Below are 16,000 nucleotides of genomic sequence, written 5' to 3' on the forward strand. Positions count from 1 at the left end.
TTAATGCTCCTGTGCCAGCAGCAGAGTCAGTTGCATCTGCAGTTCAGCCACCTGCTGCTCCAGCGCGGCAACCCGATCGCTGAGCTCCGCTTCACCAGCGGCGGGAGACGGCGAGCAGGCCGTCTCCTCTGCGGCCAGCAGGTGCCGGTAGCGACATTCGCGGCGGCCTGGCTCACGTGCCATTCTTGCCACCAGCGGTCCCTCCTGCCGGCTCATCAGCCCCTCCAGCGTCTGCTCGGCCTCACTGACATCGCTGAACTCATACAGCCTGCCGCTGCGGGTACGCAGCTCGCCTGGCGTTTGCGCCCCGCGCAGCAGCAGCAGGGTCATCACGGCGACTTCAGCGGCGCTGAGCTGCAGCTGACCAAACGCAGAGTTACAGAAGCGCTGCGCATATTTGCTGACCCGCTGGCTGGCGCCGCTGGTAGCGGTGACCAGATGTTTTTTAACCAGCTCATCCAGCTGCGCCTGCACCTCCTCTTCGCTGAGCGTCATAACCGGCTCACGGTTCGATTTCTGATTACAGGCGGCTACCACGCCGTTCAGCGACAGAGGGTAATATTCAGGCGTAGCGATCTGCTTTTCCAGCAGCGCACCCAGCACGCGTTGCGCCTGGGAAGAGAGCGCGATTTTCATGGATCCGTTTCCTTTTAAAATTGAGTGCGCTTGTCCGGCGTCCACGCATGCCAGGTCAGCGCCGTCAGTACGTGATCCTGCCAGCGGCCATCAATGAGCAGATAGTTTTTTGCATAGCCTTCCTGCTCGAAGCCGAGCCGTGCCAGCAGATCGCCGCTGCGCTGATTGTGCGGCATATAGTTAGCCATAATGCGGTGCATGCGCTGCTGTCGCTGCATATAGCGAATTGCCGATTGCAGCGCTTCAAACATCATGCCCTGCCCCTGCCACTTTTCGCCCAGCGAATAGCCGAGATAGCAGGCGTGAAAGGAGCCACGCAGAACATTGCTGAAATTTGCCACGCCGCGGATCTCATGCTCGTCGGGGTCCATCAGCACAAAGTAGAAAGCGGAGCCCTGCTTATGCAGATCGCCAATCAGGCCGAGCCGCGCCTGCCAGCCGGAGGGATAACAGTGGCTGTCATCGCGCACCGGCTCCCACGGCTTGAGGAACGCGCGGTTTTCTGCGTAATAGTCTGCCAGCCGCCAGGCGTCGCGTTCATGCACCAGACGCACCACCAGACGATCGGTCGTAAGCCGCACGCGCGGGCCTGCAGAGCGATAGCCAAACATCAAATCTCCTGAAATCCTTAGCGAAAGAGAGTGAAACGCCGCTGGCGTTTTCTTCACTATAACCGCCCCGCAGGCTGCGACACAACGTTGCTGAACAGGGGCAGGGTTTGCCCCTTCCACGGTTCTCTTCCATACTTCCGGCAGGATCGGAAAAAGGGTGAATCCCTCACCCGGAAAACCACAGGAGAAACGGGATGAAACTTTACATCTACGATCACTGCCCCTTCTGCGTCAAAGCGCGCATGATTTTTGGCTTAAAGAATCTGCCGGTAGAACTGGTGGTTATGCTCAATGATGACGAGGCGACACCGGTAAAATTAATCGGCCAGAAAATGGCGCCGGTATTGCAAAAAGCGGATGGCAGCGCCATGCCGGAGAGCATGGATATTGTGCATTGGGTAGACAAACAGGATGGCGAACCGCTGCTGACCGGCAGAACCAATCCCGCTATCGCCGACTGGCTGCGCCACGTCAACGGCTATATTAATAAGCTTTTAATTCCGCGTATCGCCGATGCTGCTTTTGCTGAATTTGCCACCCCGGAAGCGCGACGCTATTTTCACGATAAAAAAGAGGCGAGCCTCGGTGATTTCGACGAGCTGCGTAAACACGCGCCCGGCCTGATCAAGAAGATCAGTGACGATCTGCGCCAGCTGGATCGCCTGATTGTGAAGCCCAACGCCGTTAACGGCGAGCTGTCAGAGGATGATATCAACCTCTTCCCGCTGCTGCGCTCGCTGACGCTGGTGTCCGGTATCGACTGGCCAAGCCGCGTCACTGATTACCGCGATAACATGGCGAAACAGACGCAGGTTAATCTGCTCTCTTCTATCGCCGCCTGAATGTTAAACCGGGAGGAACCCGTTCGCGGGTTTCTCATCTTATCTGATGACACCTCGCGCCGATTCAGGCAGGCTTAGCGCTGTTTGCCACACCGGAACGAGGATGCAATGAAAAAGAAATTTTATGGGATCGCGGCACTGTTCGGCATGCTGCTGCTCAGCGGCTGTAATCAGCTGACGCAATACACCATCACGGAACAGGAAGTGAATCAGGCGCTGCAAAAGCGCAACAATTTTGAAAAAGAGATCGGCGTATCCGGCCTTATTAATGCGCATATCGTGCTCAGCGATCTCAGCAGCGAAATCGGACGTGAAGAACCTGACCGCGTCACCCTCTCCGGTAAAGCGAAAATTGATGTCACCTCACTGTTTGGCCCGCAGCAGGCTGAAATGCTGCTGAAAATGAAGGCGCAGCCGGTTTATAACGCGCAGGAAGGCGCCATCTACCTGCACAACCTGTCGATTGTTGATGCGCAGGTGGAGCCAGAAAAAATGGCGTCGATTGTGAAAACGCTGACCCCCTATCTCAATCAGTCCCTGCAGCACTATTTCAATGAACGGCCAGCCTATCTGCTGAGCGCTGACCGCAGTAAAGGCGAAGCGCTGGCGAAAAAGCTGGCAAAAGGACTGGAAGTCAAACCGGGCCAGCTGGTGATCCCTTTCACCGACTGACACCGTCCCGTGCGGCCAGCGTTTATCTGGCCGCACGGGTCATCACTTTCCGGTGATAAAAAGCCGTGCAAACGGTTGCCTGCCCGCTTAAGATATCGCCCCGGCCTGAATGCGCCATTCTGTTTTCACTTAAGCCGGAGCCTGACCATGACCTCTCAACCTCAGCACATCACCATTTGCCGCCCTGATGACTGGCATATCCACCTGCGCGACGGCGTGATGCTTGAAAGCGTACTGCCCTATACCAGCGCCGTGAATGGCCGGGCGATTGTCATGCCAAATCTGGTGCCGCCGGTCACCAGCGTGGCGGCGGCCCGTGAGTATCGCGCGCGCATTCTTGCCGCCCTGCCCGCTGCGCACAATTTTACGCCGCTGATGACCTGCTATCTGACCGATTCACTCGAACCCGATGAGATTGAAGCGGGGTTTCGCGCGGGCGTGTTCACCGCTGCCAAGCTCTATCCGGCACACGCTACCACTAACTCAAGCCACGGCGTAACAAACACCTCGGCGATTGCTGCGGTGCTGGATCGCATGCAGCAGATTGGTATGCCGATGCTGGTGCATGGTGAAGTCACTGATTCCCACATTGATATTTTTGATCGCGAAGCGCGCTTTATTGAGACCGTACTGCATCCGCTGCGCCAGCAGTTTCCCGGCCTGAAAGTAGTCATGGAGCACATCACCACAAAAGAGGCCGCTGACTATGTGGCTGAGGGCAACGCGCTGCTGGGCGCAACCATCACGCCGCAGCATCTGATGTTTAACCGTAACCATATGCTGGTGGGCGGGATCCGTCCTCATCTTTATTGCCTGCCTGTTCTGAAGCGCAACACACATCAGCAGGCGCTGCGTCAGCTGGTAGCCAGCGGCCATCCGCGCGTTTTCCTTGGCACCGATACTGCGCCCCACCTGCGGCATGCCAAAGAAGCAAGCTGCGGCTGTGCGGGCGTCTTCAACGCGCCGACCTCTCTGCCTGCCTACCTTACCGTGTTTGAAGAGCTTAACGCCCTGCAGCACTTTGAAGCGTTCTGCTCAGAAAACGGTCCGAATTTTTACGGCCTGCCGCTTAACGAGGGAACGCTGACGCTGGTCCGCGAACCCTGGCAGGTGGCTGAAAGCGTCACCGCAGGCGACGATACGCTGGTGCCATTTCTTGCCGGCGAAACGCTGAACTGGCGCATTAAAGAATAAGCGATAACTGCTTGCCTTCGGCATTAATATACTGTACAAATAACCAGTATATTAAACCGGAGGCGTCTATGCGTATCGATATTACCGTAGCGAAAAACCGCCCGCTGCCCGCAGGTGCACTCGATGCGCTTAGCGCGGAGCTTTCCCGTCGTATTGCACACGATTTTCCTGAAGGCGAGCACCACGTTAATGTGCGCTATGCCACCGGGAATCAGCTGAGCGTGACCGGCGGCTGTAAAACTTCACGCGACCGCATTACCGATCTCCTGCAGGAAACCTGGGAAAGCGCCGACGACTGGTTTACTCACGATTAACCGCCAATGTGCCGTTTTTGCCGGGTTTCGCCCCGGCTTTTTTTGTTTCATTTCCCCTCGCCAGAAAAACAGCCGCCATCTAGACTCAGGTTTATCGATCCCCTATTCTTGCCTCGCCATGCTTACAGGAGGTGTTTGACAGATGATCACAGATAAACCCGAAGAGGCGATGACCTTTGGTGAACTGCTGGCGCTCATTGCCGAGCAGCAGCGCCGTTTAACCGTCCTTGAAACTGCCTTTACCAGTCTGACGCTTTCGCTCGATGCGCCCGCAGTCCAGCTGCTTGCCCAAAACCTGACGCAGGAAGCGCAGAACCAGCAGCACGATGCCTCGCTGCAGCAGCAATTTTTCCGCCTGGCGAAGACGCTCCGGCAGCGCACAGATCCGCTCTCTGCTGAAGCGCAGCCCTGATATTCCGCGACTGAGTCCGGCATGTTCCGCTGAAGTTTCTGTCGCTTTCGCCGATAAAACAGGTAATGTTGCCGGGCTGGTTACGTCTGTAGCAGGAAACCAGCCCGTCATCTTCCGGCGCTTTTACAGCATTTTCTGGTGCATTTCGCAGTCATATAGCCGCATTTCATCACTATTGACCTGTCTGACCGCTATTTCATGTTATAATTAGCTCGCTAGTGCATGTAGCAGCCGCATTGAACCTCAAGAAGCACTTCGTTTAACGAGTAATAAGGAGGTTATAATGGACAGTAATAAAGACGTCATCCAGACTCATCCCCTGATTGGATGGGACATCAGCACCGTTGACAGCTATGACGCCATGATGATACGCCTGCACTCGCTCTCCTCGCAGGATCAAAAAGAAGAAGAAGCTGACGTCGGTTTGACCTACTGGTTAACCACTGACGTTGCCAGACAGTTTATCTCTATACTGGAAGCTGGCATTGCTAAAATAGAATCTACTGAGCAAAACCTGCGCGATAGTCGCAAGCACTGATCGTTCCTGTTGCGCGAAAAAGGCACCCATCGGGTGCCTTTTTCATATCGCTCCCGCTTTTGGTATGCTGTTGAAAAATTTCGCCGTTTTGCAGGAGTGTTCGTGTCATGGTTTACGATCTGATTATCGTGGGCAGTGGGTCAGTCGGGGCCGCTGCGGGTTTCTACGCTACACAGGCTGGCTTATCGGTGCTAATGATCGACAGCGCGCATCCCCCGCATCAGCAGGGAACACATCACGGCGAGACCCGCCTGATTCGCCACGCCTATGGTGAAGGAGAGCGTTATGTGCCGCTGGTACTGCGCGCCCAGTCACTGTGGGATGCGCTGGAGCAGCAGAGCGGCGAGCGTATCATGCATCGCAGCGGCATTCTCAACCTGGCACCCGCTCATTCGCCATTCATTGAGAACGTTATTCACAGTGCGAAAACCTGGCAGCTGGATGTCCAGCTACTGCAGGCGGATGAGGTGCGACAGCGCTGGCCGCAGTTTACCGTGCCGGATGGCTACATCGGCGTCTTTGAGCCGAAGTCGGGCTATCTGAAATGTGAAGAGGCGGTGCGCAGCTGGATAAAACTGGCTGAACAGGCTGGTTGTGCACAGCTGTTTAATTGCCCGGTCAGCGATATCGGTCGCGACGGCGAGCTGCAGCAGGTCACCACGCTGGATGGGATCTATCGTGCGCGCAAGCTGCTGGTCAGCGCCGGTACCTGGGTCAGCGAGCTAATAGCCGATCTGCCGGTTACGCCAGTGCGTAAAGTGTTTGCCTGGTATCAGGCTGACGGCCGCTACAGTGAAAACAATCACTTTCCCGGTTTTACCGTAGAGACGCCAGACGGCAGTCACTTTTACGGGTTTCCGGCAGATAATAACGCTCTTAAAGTGGGCCGGCACGATGGTGGTCAGGTCATGCAGACCCCGCAGGATCGCAAACCTTTTGGTGCTGTGGCCTCAGATGGCAGCGAAGCGTTTCGCTTTTTGCGGCAGTTCCTGCCCGGCGTCGGCGTCTGTTTACACGGCGAGGCGTGCAGCTATGACAATACCCCTGATGAAGATTTTATTATCGATACCCTGCCGGATGAACCCAACCGCTTAATCATTACCGGCCTTAGCGGTCACGGTTTTAAATTTGCCAGCGTTCTGGGCGAGCTTGCCAGCGAATTTGCTCAGGATAAACCTTTCAGTTTCGATCTTACGCCCTTTTCTTTACGGCGATTTTCCTGATACTCAGGCTGGCAGCACCGCAGCTGCCAGCCCTCCCATTTACATTTGTTTACGCCCGACACTCAATAATGCCTCATCCTGTGTAGTAATTATATTTATTACCTTAAAATGCCCTGCTTTCAGTCAATATTACTGAAGCAGTAGCGCGCCGCTATTTTAAAATTTTGACAACGATCCGCTTTTTTATAGAAAAGTAAGGCTCATTGCTTTTAGTTAATGAATTAAGGATGCTTGCAGCACTTATTTCATGGACAGGAATAAAGGCTATGTGGCGCAACACTGCAGATCGATTCGGCCTGCTCTCAATTATTATCCACTGGAGCATGGCGGTTGCCCTCTATGCGATGTTTGCCCTGGGATTATGGATGACAGGCCTGGGCTATTATGACAGCTGGTATCATACTGCACCGGACATTCATAAAAGCGTCGGGATAATACTGTTTATTCTGCTGTTGCTGCGCCTGCTCTGGCGCTGGCACTCCCCTGTACCCGCCCCGCTCGCCAGCTATTCTGCCACGGTGCGCCGTACCGCCCGGGGTGTGCATGCCCTGCTTTATCTGCTTTTCCTCCTGCTGCTCGTTAGCGGCTATCTGATTTCGACCGCTGACGGTAAACCGGTCTCTGTATTTGGCTGGTTTAACCTGCCGGTAGTCGTTGCTGGCGGACCACAGCAGGCGGACCTGGCAGGCACGCTGCATTTGTGGCTGGCCTGGAGCCTGGTTCTGCTTTCAGCGCTGCATGCGCTGGGGGCGGTTAAACATCATATTATCGATCGGGACGCGACGCTCAGGCGCATGCTCGGTTTACGCTCACGTTCACTCTCTCAAAAGGATGTATCATGATCAGAAAAACGCTTCTGGCCGTCAGTGCCGCCGCGCTGTTTGCCACCAGCCTTAATGCCAGCGCCGCAGAGTATAAAATTGATAAAGAGGGGCAGCACGCATTTGTACAGTTTCGTATTCAGCACCTCGGCTATAGCTGGTTATATGGCACATTCAAAGATTTTGACGGCGGATTCACCTTTGACGATGCTAATCCGGCAGCCGATAAAGTGAATGTCACCATTAATACCGGAAGTCTGGATACCAATCATGCTGAGCGCGACAAACACCTGCGCAGCGCAGATTTCCTTAATACCAGCAAATATCCTCAGGCAACGTTCACCTCAACAGAGGTTAAAAAAGAGGGAGAGCGTTATAAAGTCACCGGCAATCTGACGCTGAACGGCGTAACAAAACCCATTACGCTGGATGCGCGCCTGATGGGTGAAGGTAAAGATCCGTGGGGCGGTTACCGGGCAGGTTTTGAAGCCAGCGGCGAGGTCGTTCTGAAAGAGTTTAATATCAGCAAGGATCTGGGCCCTGCCTCTCAAAAGGCTGAGCTGATTATCTCTGTAGAGGGAGTACGTCAGTAAGCGGCAAGCCGCCTGAGATCACTTCCTCAGGCGGCACCCGTCATTATGACTTATCGGGCGCGGGAATGGTCATCGTCATATTCAGCAGACCACGCGATTTGTTAAACACCTTATTGCCGTTTTCGCGTCCGGCACGACGTGCGCGCTGCTCTTCAGGCGACAGTTTTGCCTCTTCCATGCAGATTGGGCTGCAGCAGTTCTGATATTTTTCAGCGCAGGCGGGACACTGAATAAACAGCAGATGGCAACCGTCATTAACACAGTTAGTATGGCTGTCGCATGGCGTACCGCACTGATGGCAGCTGGAGAGAATATCATCAGAAATACGCTCGCCCATACGCTCATCAAAGACAAAATTTTTGCCTTTGAAACGCACCGGTAATCCCTGCTCGCGCGCGCGGCGCGTATATTCAATAATGCCGCCTTCAATGTGATAAACATCATCAAAGCCGTTATGCTTCATCCAGGCGCTCGCTTTTTCGCAGCGAATACCGCCGGTGCAGTACATCACAATTTTTTTATCTTTCTTATCCTGCAGCATATCGACTGCCATGGGCAGCTGATCGCGGAAGGTATCCGCAGGCACTTCCAGCGCATTATCAAAATGGCCCACTTCAAACTCATAGTGGTTACGCATGTCGACAAATACGGCATCAGGATCATCCAGCATCGCATTAACGTCTGCTGCCTTCAGGTAGCTGCCCACATCGCTGGCGTCAAAACTGCCATCGTCGATGCCATCGGCAACAATACGGTCGCGCACTTTCAGGCGCAGCACCCAGAATGATTTACCGTCATCGTCCAGCGCAATATTCATGCGCAGATTATTCAGCGCCGGATCAAAAGCGTACAGCATCGCTTTCATCGCTTCATATTTCCCGGCCGGCACGCTGATCTGCGCGTTAATCCCTTCCCGGGCCACATAGACACGACCAAATACGCTAAGCTGCGTCAGCGCAATATAGAGGCGATCGCGGAACGCTTTGGGATCGGCAATCTGGAAATATTTATAAAAAGAGACTGTCGTACGCGGCTCTGTTTCCGCCAGCATGCGATCTTTCAGCTCTTTATTGGAAACGAGGTTATGTAACACTGGCATGGTGAACACCTGTTAGCAATGAGAGAATTTCAGGGCGCACATGATACCTGAATTCACAGCTGTGCCTAGCCCCCGAACCGAATTGGTGGTGATACACGCGTGCCGATTTTCTGCGCTGTTCGTCTGTTAATGCGGCAAACACCAGCCTGACGGGTGTTGTGAACGCGGTGTGATTACAGTTAACGACAAAAAATGGCATAATTGCGTTAAATAACAGAAACCGGACTCTCTGGTACAGAACGCAGGATACTGATTCTTCCATGACCCAACTTCCGCAATTTACCCGTGAACTGCTTCATCCGCGCTACTGGCTCACCTGGCTGGGCATTGGATTTTTATACGTGCTGGTTTTACTTCCCTACCCGCTTCTGTATGCATTTGGTTGCGGCCTGGGGCGTATTGCCATGCGTTTTATGAAGCGCCGCACAGAGGTTGCGCGACGCAATCTGGAGCTCTGCTTTCCTGATATGCCCGTCAGCGACCGCGAGGCGATGGTTAAACACAACTTTGAATCAGTCGGAATGGGACTGATTGAAACCGGCATGGCCTGGTTCTGGCCCGACTGGCGTATCCGTAAATGGGTTAAGCCGGAAGGACTGGAGAATGTGACTCAGGCGCTGGCAGAAAAGCGCGGAATTCTGCTGATCGGTATGCATTTTCTGACGCTTGAGCTGGGCGCTCGCGTTTTCGGCATGTACAACCCGGGTATTGGTGTGTATCGCCCGAACGATAACAGACTGCTCGACTGGCTGCAGACCTGGGGCCGGATGCGCTCAAATAAAAGTATGCTGGATCGCAAAGATCTCAAAGGCATGATCCGGGCACTGAAGAGTAATGACATCATCTGGTACGCGCCGGATCACGACTACGGCCCGCGCAGCAGCGTGTTTGCCCCTTTCTTTGCCGTTAAGGAAGCAGCCACCACAACCGGAACCCATATGCTGATTCGGCTGGCTAATCCCAGCGTGGTGCCTTTCCTGGCACGTCGTCTGCCGGACGGACGCGGCTACGAGCTGAAACTGATGCCGGATATTCGCCATCAGTTCTCACTGGAGAGTGAGCTTGATACGGCAACGGTGATGAACCGCGTTGTTGAAGAGACGGTGTTACTCGCGCCTGAGCAATATATGTGGCTGCACCGCCGCTTTAAAACCCGTCCGGAAGGCCAGCCGTCGCGCTACTGATGCAGCACAGCGTTCAGGCTATCAGCGATATCTGATAGCCTGAACCGCACCTGATATGTCCATCAGATCCAGCATTATTTCTGGTTTCGTCTGAAAATCATTAGCTCCGGTAACAGGTTATGTTACCGGATTTGCCTGCACAGACGCTCTGCAGCAGGCAATCAGCCGTCTGACACCGGCTTTCTGGGCCACACTTATCAATTAAAAGAGTGCAATCTGGTCCTGATCATCTATAATTCCAGGCCTAATCCTATTTATTTTTTTCAAAATCGTTTGACTTACTTATCAATGCAGAAAAATTGACTTATTTTACAATGCGTTGTCGATAAAACAGGCTGCTTATTCCATATTGTCATTTTAAAAATTTTTTTAATTACTTTATTACACTGGTTCACTCTGCTGATTCCGGTTAATTTCAGTTGCAACAGTTAACCAATTAACTGTTCTCAGAAAAATAAAAAAGATTACACACAGCAAATCTCATGCAGGACAAAATAATATGAACAAAGGTCATTATTATTACGTTACGATCGGTACCGATCAGGAAGGCTATCATCTGCTGCATCGTAAAGAGTGCAAACGGATGCCGCTTAAAGAAGATATGGTGTTTATTGGCACCCTCTATAACCTGAATCAGGCGCTGGCCACCGCGCGTATTAACTTCAAAAAAGTAAAGCCGTGTATCAAATGCTGTATTCGCTACTCTGCACCGGTAATGCGCGAAACTGTCCGTCCGGTTCTGCACTTTCCGCAAAAAATGCTCTGATGCGTATGGGCGGGTGATTTTTTCCTCACCCGCCCGTACTGCTCGCCTGCCCGCCTGCGTTCTGCAAATTTTCGTCTATCCTTCTGTAAAATCCCCTTTTTACAGTCAAGGAGTCATCAATGGATCTGTTCAGCACCTTAGAAGAAGCAATTGAAGCCGCACGTGAAGAGTTTATGACCAGCCAGCAGGGCGTATCCGAAGAAGATGTCAACGTCAGCCAGTTTGGCCTGCAAAAATATGTCATGCAGGATGGCGACATCATGTGGCAGGCGGAGTTCTTTGCCAGTGAAGATGAACAGGGTGATTGCCTGCCGCTGCTTAGCGGTGAGGCGGCGCAGGCGGTATTTGACGGCGATTTCGACGAAATTGAGATGCGTCAGGAGTGGCAGTCTGAAAATACCCTGCACGAATGGGATGATGGCGAATTTCAGCTGGCGCCACAGCGCGATCTTGAAGAGGGTGAAGTGGCTGCTGAAGAGTGGGAAGATGACAACACGGATTCAGATAATCTGGCGTAATCTCACTCATAAGGCCCATGCTGCGCGTCAACCGGCAGCAGCAGCGTGTCCACTATCAGCGACAGCGGCAGATCGAGGATGGTGACGATGCGCCACGGGCCGTCGCGCACATCCCACTGCACGCCGGGATAATAGTGGTTACCGTGCCCCTGTCCGGGCACGGTACGGCTGATAATGCTGCCGCACCCGCTCAGCATCAGCACACTGCCTGCCAGTATGACCGCCAGAACGCTTTTCACATCGCTTATCCTCACTGATTGACCTGCTACTATACCTGCCCTGCCCGGCTTTAGCACCGGCAATAAAAAAGCGGCATCGCTGCCGCTTTTACTGTTTTACTGCTGCTCAGGCACGCGGTGGCAGTGCCTGCGGATTCAGCGTCAGCTTCTGATAGCTCTCCAGCCACTGATGATACTTATCCGCGTTTTCCCACAGCCGGGTATGCACGCGCGCCAGAACCACAGGATCGCTGATCAGCTGCAGACGCTGTTCGCGATTCAGTTTTTCCGGTGCATCGCTCAGCGCCTGATCGACATGCCGGTCACGGGCGTGATCCAGCAGCGTGCTCTGTTTATGACGCGACGTAGCCAGTGCGGTTGCCAGCGCATTGAACGCCGGGTTAAACAGCGCATGCATAAAGCCATGCTTCAGCGCCCGCTCGCGGTTGATCTGCAGATAGTGATCTGTATCAACCAGCTCTTTTGGCGGCTCATACTCTTCCGGGATCAGGAACAGTTTCGCCCGCCGGCTTTTCAGACCCACGGTCGCGCGGCTCGACATCACCGACACAAACGGCGACAGGATCAGCGAGAAGACAATAGGTGCCAGCCACCACAGGAAGTTGAGGTCCAGCACGCCCATGCCCACGGCCCAGACGATGCCAAGCAGCATCTGCGAACCGTGACGGCGGAACGCTTCGCTCCACGGAGTGGCATCATCATCACGCTGCGGTGAATTCCAGACCACCTCCCAGCCGAGGAAGGCGCTGACCACAAACACGGTGTGGAACAGCATGCGCACCGGCGCCAGCAGCACCGAGAACAGCATCTCCAGCATCAGCGAGATGAACAGACGCAGCGCGCCGCCATAAGCTTTAGCCCCTTTGCACCAAATCAGCACCACGCTCAGCAGCTTCGGCAGGAACAGCAGCACCAGCGTGGTGGAAAAGAGCGCAATAGCCAGATCGGGACGCCATTGCGGCCAGACCGGGAAGAGCTGACGCGGCTGCAGGAAGTAGGTCGGCTCCATCAGGGTATGGACCACCTGCAACGCCGTGGAAAGCGCAAGGAACATAAACCAGAGCGGCGCCGAGAGATAGGACATAACGCCGGTCAGGAAGACGGCACGGTGCACCGGATGCATCCCTTTTACCAGGAACAGGCGGAAGTTCATCAGGTTACCGTGACACCAGCGACGGTCGCGCTTTAGCTCATCCAGCAGGTTAGGCGGCAGCTCCTCATAAGAACCCGGCAAATCGTACGCGATCCAGACGCCCCAGCCGGCGCGGCGCATCAGCGCAGCTTCAACAAAGTCGTGCGAAAGAATTGAACCGGCAAATGAGCCTTCACCCGGCAGCGGCGCCAGCGCACAGTGCTCAATAAAGGGCTGTACGCGAATAATGGCGTTATGTCCCCAGTAGTGCGACTCGCCCAGCTGCCAGAAGTGCAGCCCTGCGGTAAACAGCGGCCCGTAAACGCGGGTGGCAAACTGCTGGCAGCGCGCATAGAGCGTATCCATACCGGAGGCTTTTGGCGAAGACTGGATAATCCCGGCATTCGGGTTCGCTTCCATCATACGTACCAGACCGGTCAGGCACTCACCGCTCATCACGCTGTCAGCGTCCAGCACCACCATGTAGCTGTAGTTGCTGCCCCAGCGGCGACAGAAGTCATCGATGTTACCGCTTTTACGCTTCACGCGGCGGCGGCGGCGGCGGTAAAAAATCTTGCCCGCTCCGCCCACGTCGCGTACCAGCTCCATCCACGCTTTTTGCTCGGCAATCGCGATATCCGCATCGTAGCTGTCGCTGAGAATGTAGACATCAAAATGCTCAGCATTCCCGGTGCGCTTTACCGACTCCCAGGTAGCGCGCAGTCCGGCAAAAACACGCTCCACATCTTCGTTACAGATGGGCATGATCAGCGCGGTGCGGTGCTCCGGGTTCAGCGGCTCATCACCCGTGGTTGAGTAAGAGATACTGTATTTATCGCGTCCAATCAGCAGCTGCAGGAACCCCATCAGCGCCGTCCAGAAGCCCGCCGATACCCAGCAGAACAGAATAGCGAACAGGAACAGAATGCCGGTCTGCAGAATATAAGGCAGGATCAGCTTCACCGACTCGATCCAGTTCTGCTGAAACAGCCCGACAGGATCGAGCAGCGTCCAGCCCTGATAAGGCAGAATGGTTTTCATATACCAGGTCGCGACCACGGTCTGCGCGATGGTCAGAATCAGCAGCGTATAGCGGCGCATTGAACCGACATGACGCCACTTATCCTCCGCGCGCTGCTCCTCTGCCGTTGCATAACGCGGATGCACTTTCTGCCCGCGCAGCGAGTTCCAGGCACGCGCCAGCGGATTGGTACGCCAGGCTTCCGGGAACATCAGCGAGCGTTTAACCGGCGGCATCGCTTTTAACGTCGTGCGATCGAGATAATCTTTACTGAACTGCTGGCCATCCGCTATCGCATCCGGCCACGTCATCGCTATACGTGATGAGACGGATTTCAGCGGCGCATCGTCAGGCCGATCGCTGGCTGCGTTATCCTGCCCCAGCACCGTATGGATGGCGTGGAAGGCGGGCGCATTTTGCAGCGATGTGCTGAGCCGCGCGCGACCTGCCGCATCAAGCGGCAGCGCCTCCACGTAAGATTGAGGTAAAAAAGTCGATTTATTCATTGGCAGGTAACTGATAGCTCCAGGTTTCCGTCAATGTCTTGTCACCGCTTACCAGCGCGGCGCGCATTTCGGTTGATTGCTTGCTGTCTTTCACGCGCAGACGCAGCACCAGACGCCAGCCTTTGGTCACCGGATTGTAGCGTACGCTCTGCTCAACCACTTCAGCGTTATCGCCAACGCTGACCTGCGGTGCTACCTGCGTATCCTCCGGCAGCATGCTCATCGCTTTACCGGTGAAGTCGAGGGTAAAGGCGACAGAACCGTCAGGCTGGCGGACCAGATTAGACTGTTTCACATCACCCGCAGAACGCAGAGTATCTTTGACCCAGGCAACATCATCCTGATGCAGCTGATTCTCATCGCGGGTGAAGTGCAGACGATAGTTGAAATTCATCTCTTTGCCCGCGTCAGGCAGTTTTTCCGGCGTCCAGAAGGCGACAATGTTGTCATTGGTCTCATCCGCAGTCGGGATCTCAACCAGCTCAACGCGCCCTTTACCCCAGTCACCCTGCGGCTCAACCCAGGCGCTTGGACGCTTATCATAGCGATCGTCCAGATCCTGATAGTGGCTGAAGTCGCGTCCGCGCTGCAGCAGGCCAAAACCTTTCGGATTCTCAATCGTAAAGGTGCTGACCGCCAGATGGCGTGGATTGTTCAGCGGGCGCCAGATCCATTCACCGTTACCGGCGTGAATCGAGAGGCCGTTGGAGTCGTGCAGCTCCTGACGGAAGTTGCTGACCGGCGAAGGCTGATTAGCACCAAACAGGAACATACTGGTCAGCGGTGCCACGCCCAGTTTACCCACGTTATCACGCAGATAGACTTTAGACTGCACATCCACCACCGAGGCTTTACCTGGCTTCAGCACAAAGCGGTAGGCTCCCGCAGCGCGAGGTGAATCAAGCAGCGCGTAAATAACCAGCTGCTTCGCCTGAGGTTTCGGGCGCTCGATCCAGAACTCTTTGAAGCGCGGGAACTCTTCACCAGAGGGCAGCGCGGTGTCAATTGCCAGACCGCGCGCGGAAAGACCATAGACCTGGTCTTCCCCGATTACGCGGAAGTAGCTGGCACCAAGGAAGCTGCTGATCTCATCCTGCTTGCCTTTGTTATTCAGCGGATAGAGCACTTTGAATCCGGCAAAACCGAGATTTTTTACCGCATCAGCGTCATGTTTGACGTTGCCGAAATTGAAATAAGCCGGATCGTATTTAATTTCACGCACCGATGAGGCGGTGACTTCATTAATCTTTACCGGCGTGTCGAAGTACATCCCCTGATGGTAAAACTCGAGCTTAAACGGCGTGCGCAGCTTGCCCCAGTATGCTTTGTCGTGGTTAAACTGGATCTGCTGATAATCCGCAAATTTCATTTCACGAAATTGAGAGGGTAAATTACTTTTTGGCGCTTCGAAACCTTTTCCTGCCAGTGCCTTAGCCTGTTTTGCCACATCATCAATGTTAAACGCCCAGCTATTATTTGCGTACAGCGCCAGCAGTACTGCTGCGCTGGTCCAGCGCATCTTCACCAGCCCGCTATTATTTTTCACTTTATTTAGCACATCCCCCCCTTTCGTGTGCTCAGATCAAACCCACTCATCTTAATGGATTATTCGGTTTTCCGACAGCTTATGTAAAACATTGTTCCGCGCAGCGCCAAGCCTCCAGAGCACTTTTCGGAAT

The 16,000-nt window shown here is 54.4% G+C and carries 18 protein-coding genes; 12 read left to right on the plus strand and 6 right to left on the minus strand.

What is annotated here, in order from left to right:
* On the minus strand, window positions 1-636 hold the full coding sequence (locus DBY66_RS02920) for a DUF480 domain-containing protein (RefSeq protein WP_108569238.1): 636 nt from the start codon (window positions 634-636) through the stop codon (window positions 1-3).
* 14 nt (window positions 637-650) lie between these two features.
* Window positions 651-1,247 (minus strand): ribosomal protein S5-alanine N-acetyltransferase, encoded by a 597-nt coding sequence (rimJ, locus tag DBY66_RS02925; RefSeq protein ID WP_108569237.1) that lies wholly within the window; start codon window positions 1,245-1,247, stop codon window positions 651-653.
* 194 nt (window positions 1,248-1,441) lie between these two features.
* Here rimJ and grxB point away from each other — a divergent pair, with 194 nt between their 5' ends.
* From grxB to DBY66_RS02970, 9 genes are all read left to right on the plus strand, one after another.
* A complete protein-coding gene (gene grxB / locus DBY66_RS02930) occupies window positions 1,442-2,089 on the plus strand; it encodes a glutaredoxin 2 (RefSeq protein WP_108569236.1) in 648 nt (215 codons plus the stop codon).
* Window positions 2,090-2,197: 108 nt separating this feature from the next.
* Window positions 2,198-2,761, plus strand: coding sequence for a lipoprotein (locus DBY66_RS02935; RefSeq protein ID WP_108569235.1), 564 nt, complete (start codon window positions 2,198-2,200; stop codon window positions 2,759-2,761).
* A 147-nt stretch (window positions 2,762-2,908) separates the two neighbouring features.
* Window positions 2,909-3,955 (plus strand): dihydroorotase, encoded by a 1,047-nt coding sequence (gene pyrC / locus DBY66_RS02940; RefSeq protein ID WP_108569234.1) that lies wholly within the window; start codon window positions 2,909-2,911, stop codon window positions 3,953-3,955.
* A 68-nt stretch (window positions 3,956-4,023) separates the two neighbouring features.
* Window positions 4,024-4,269 carry a DNA damage-inducible protein I gene (dinI, locus tag DBY66_RS02945; protein WP_039383767.1) on the plus strand — a complete coding sequence of 82 codons (246 nt, stop codon included), beginning with the start codon at window positions 4,024-4,026 and terminating at the stop codon, window positions 4,267-4,269.
* A 142-nt stretch (window positions 4,270-4,411) separates the two neighbouring features.
* Window positions 4,412-4,681, plus strand: coding sequence for a hypothetical protein (locus DBY66_RS02950; protein ID WP_108569233.1), 270 nt, complete (start codon window positions 4,412-4,414; stop codon window positions 4,679-4,681).
* Between the two features lie 283 nt (window positions 4,682-4,964).
* Window positions 4,965-5,219 carry a biofilm formation regulator BssS gene (gene bssS / locus DBY66_RS02955; RefSeq protein WP_039383762.1) on the plus strand — a complete coding sequence of 85 codons (255 nt, stop codon included), beginning with the start codon at window positions 4,965-4,967 and terminating at the stop codon, window positions 5,217-5,219.
* A gap of 107 nt (window positions 5,220-5,326) precedes the next feature.
* Window positions 5,327-6,442 carry an N-methyl-L-tryptophan oxidase gene (gene solA, locus DBY66_RS02960; protein WP_039383761.1) on the plus strand — a complete coding sequence of 372 codons (1,116 nt, stop codon included), beginning with the start codon at window positions 5,327-5,329 and terminating at the stop codon, window positions 6,440-6,442.
* Window positions 6,443-6,708: 266 nt separating this feature from the next.
* Window positions 6,709-7,284 carry a cytochrome b gene (locus DBY66_RS02965; RefSeq protein WP_108569232.1) on the plus strand — a complete coding sequence of 192 codons (576 nt, stop codon included), beginning with the start codon at window positions 6,709-6,711 and terminating at the stop codon, window positions 7,282-7,284.
* Window positions 7,281-7,856, plus strand: coding sequence for a YceI family protein (locus tag DBY66_RS02970; RefSeq protein ID WP_039383760.1), 576 nt, complete (start codon window positions 7,281-7,283; stop codon window positions 7,854-7,856). Before DBY66_RS02965 ends, DBY66_RS02970 begins: the two co-directional genes overlap by 4 nt.
* Window positions 7,857-7,899: 43 nt before the next feature.
* Here DBY66_RS02970 and DBY66_RS02975 read toward each other — a convergent pair whose 3' ends face one another.
* The gene (locus DBY66_RS02975) at window positions 7,900-8,955 is read right to left on the minus strand and encodes a rhodanese-related sulfurtransferase (RefSeq protein WP_039383757.1); all 1,056 of its coding nucleotides are present in this window, start codon (window positions 8,953-8,955) and stop codon (window positions 7,900-7,902) included.
* 260 nt (window positions 8,956-9,215) lie between these two features.
* On the opposite strand from DBY66_RS02975, the gene DBY66_RS02980 reads away from it, so the two are divergent.
* From DBY66_RS02980 to DBY66_RS02990, 3 genes are all read left to right on the plus strand, one after another.
* Window positions 9,216-10,139 carry a Kdo(2)-lipid IV(A) acyltransferase gene (locus DBY66_RS02980; RefSeq protein WP_039383756.1) on the plus strand — a complete coding sequence of 308 codons (924 nt, stop codon included), beginning with the start codon at window positions 9,216-9,218 and terminating at the stop codon, window positions 10,137-10,139.
* A 499-nt stretch (window positions 10,140-10,638) separates the two neighbouring features.
* On the plus strand, window positions 10,639-10,905 hold the full coding sequence (locus DBY66_RS02985) for a hypothetical protein (protein WP_065649626.1): 267 nt from the start codon (window positions 10,639-10,641) through the stop codon (window positions 10,903-10,905).
* Between the two features lie 119 nt (window positions 10,906-11,024).
* On the plus strand, window positions 11,025-11,423 hold the full coding sequence (locus DBY66_RS02990; protein WP_071668723.1) for a MysB family protein: 399 nt from the start codon (window positions 11,025-11,027) through the stop codon (window positions 11,421-11,423).
* Between the two features lie 2 nt (window positions 11,424-11,425).
* Here DBY66_RS02990 and DBY66_RS02995 read toward each other — a convergent pair whose 3' ends face one another.
* From DBY66_RS02995 to DBY66_RS03005, 3 genes are all read right to left on the minus strand, one after another.
* A complete protein-coding gene (locus DBY66_RS02995; RefSeq protein ID WP_039383751.1) occupies window positions 11,426-11,662 on the minus strand; it encodes a YceK/YidQ family lipoprotein in 237 nt (78 codons plus the stop codon).
* 106 nt (window positions 11,663-11,768) lie between these two features.
* A complete protein-coding gene (gene mdoH / locus DBY66_RS03000; RefSeq protein ID WP_108569231.1) occupies window positions 11,769-14,321 on the minus strand; it encodes a glucans biosynthesis glucosyltransferase MdoH in 2,553 nt (850 codons plus the stop codon).
* The gene (locus DBY66_RS03005) at window positions 14,314-15,849 is read right to left on the minus strand and encodes a glucan biosynthesis protein G (protein ID WP_186368979.1); all 1,536 of its coding nucleotides are present in this window, start codon (window positions 15,847-15,849) and stop codon (window positions 14,314-14,316) included. Before DBY66_RS03005 ends, mdoH begins: the two co-directional genes overlap by 8 nt.
* Window positions 15,850-16,000 lie beyond the last annotated feature (151 nt).

It is taken from the genome of Pantoea sp. RIT413 (genome assembly GCF_003057675.2).
In the GTDB taxonomy this organism is placed as follows: domain Bacteria; phylum Pseudomonadota; class Gammaproteobacteria; order Enterobacterales; family Enterobacteriaceae; genus Pantoea; species Pantoea eucrina.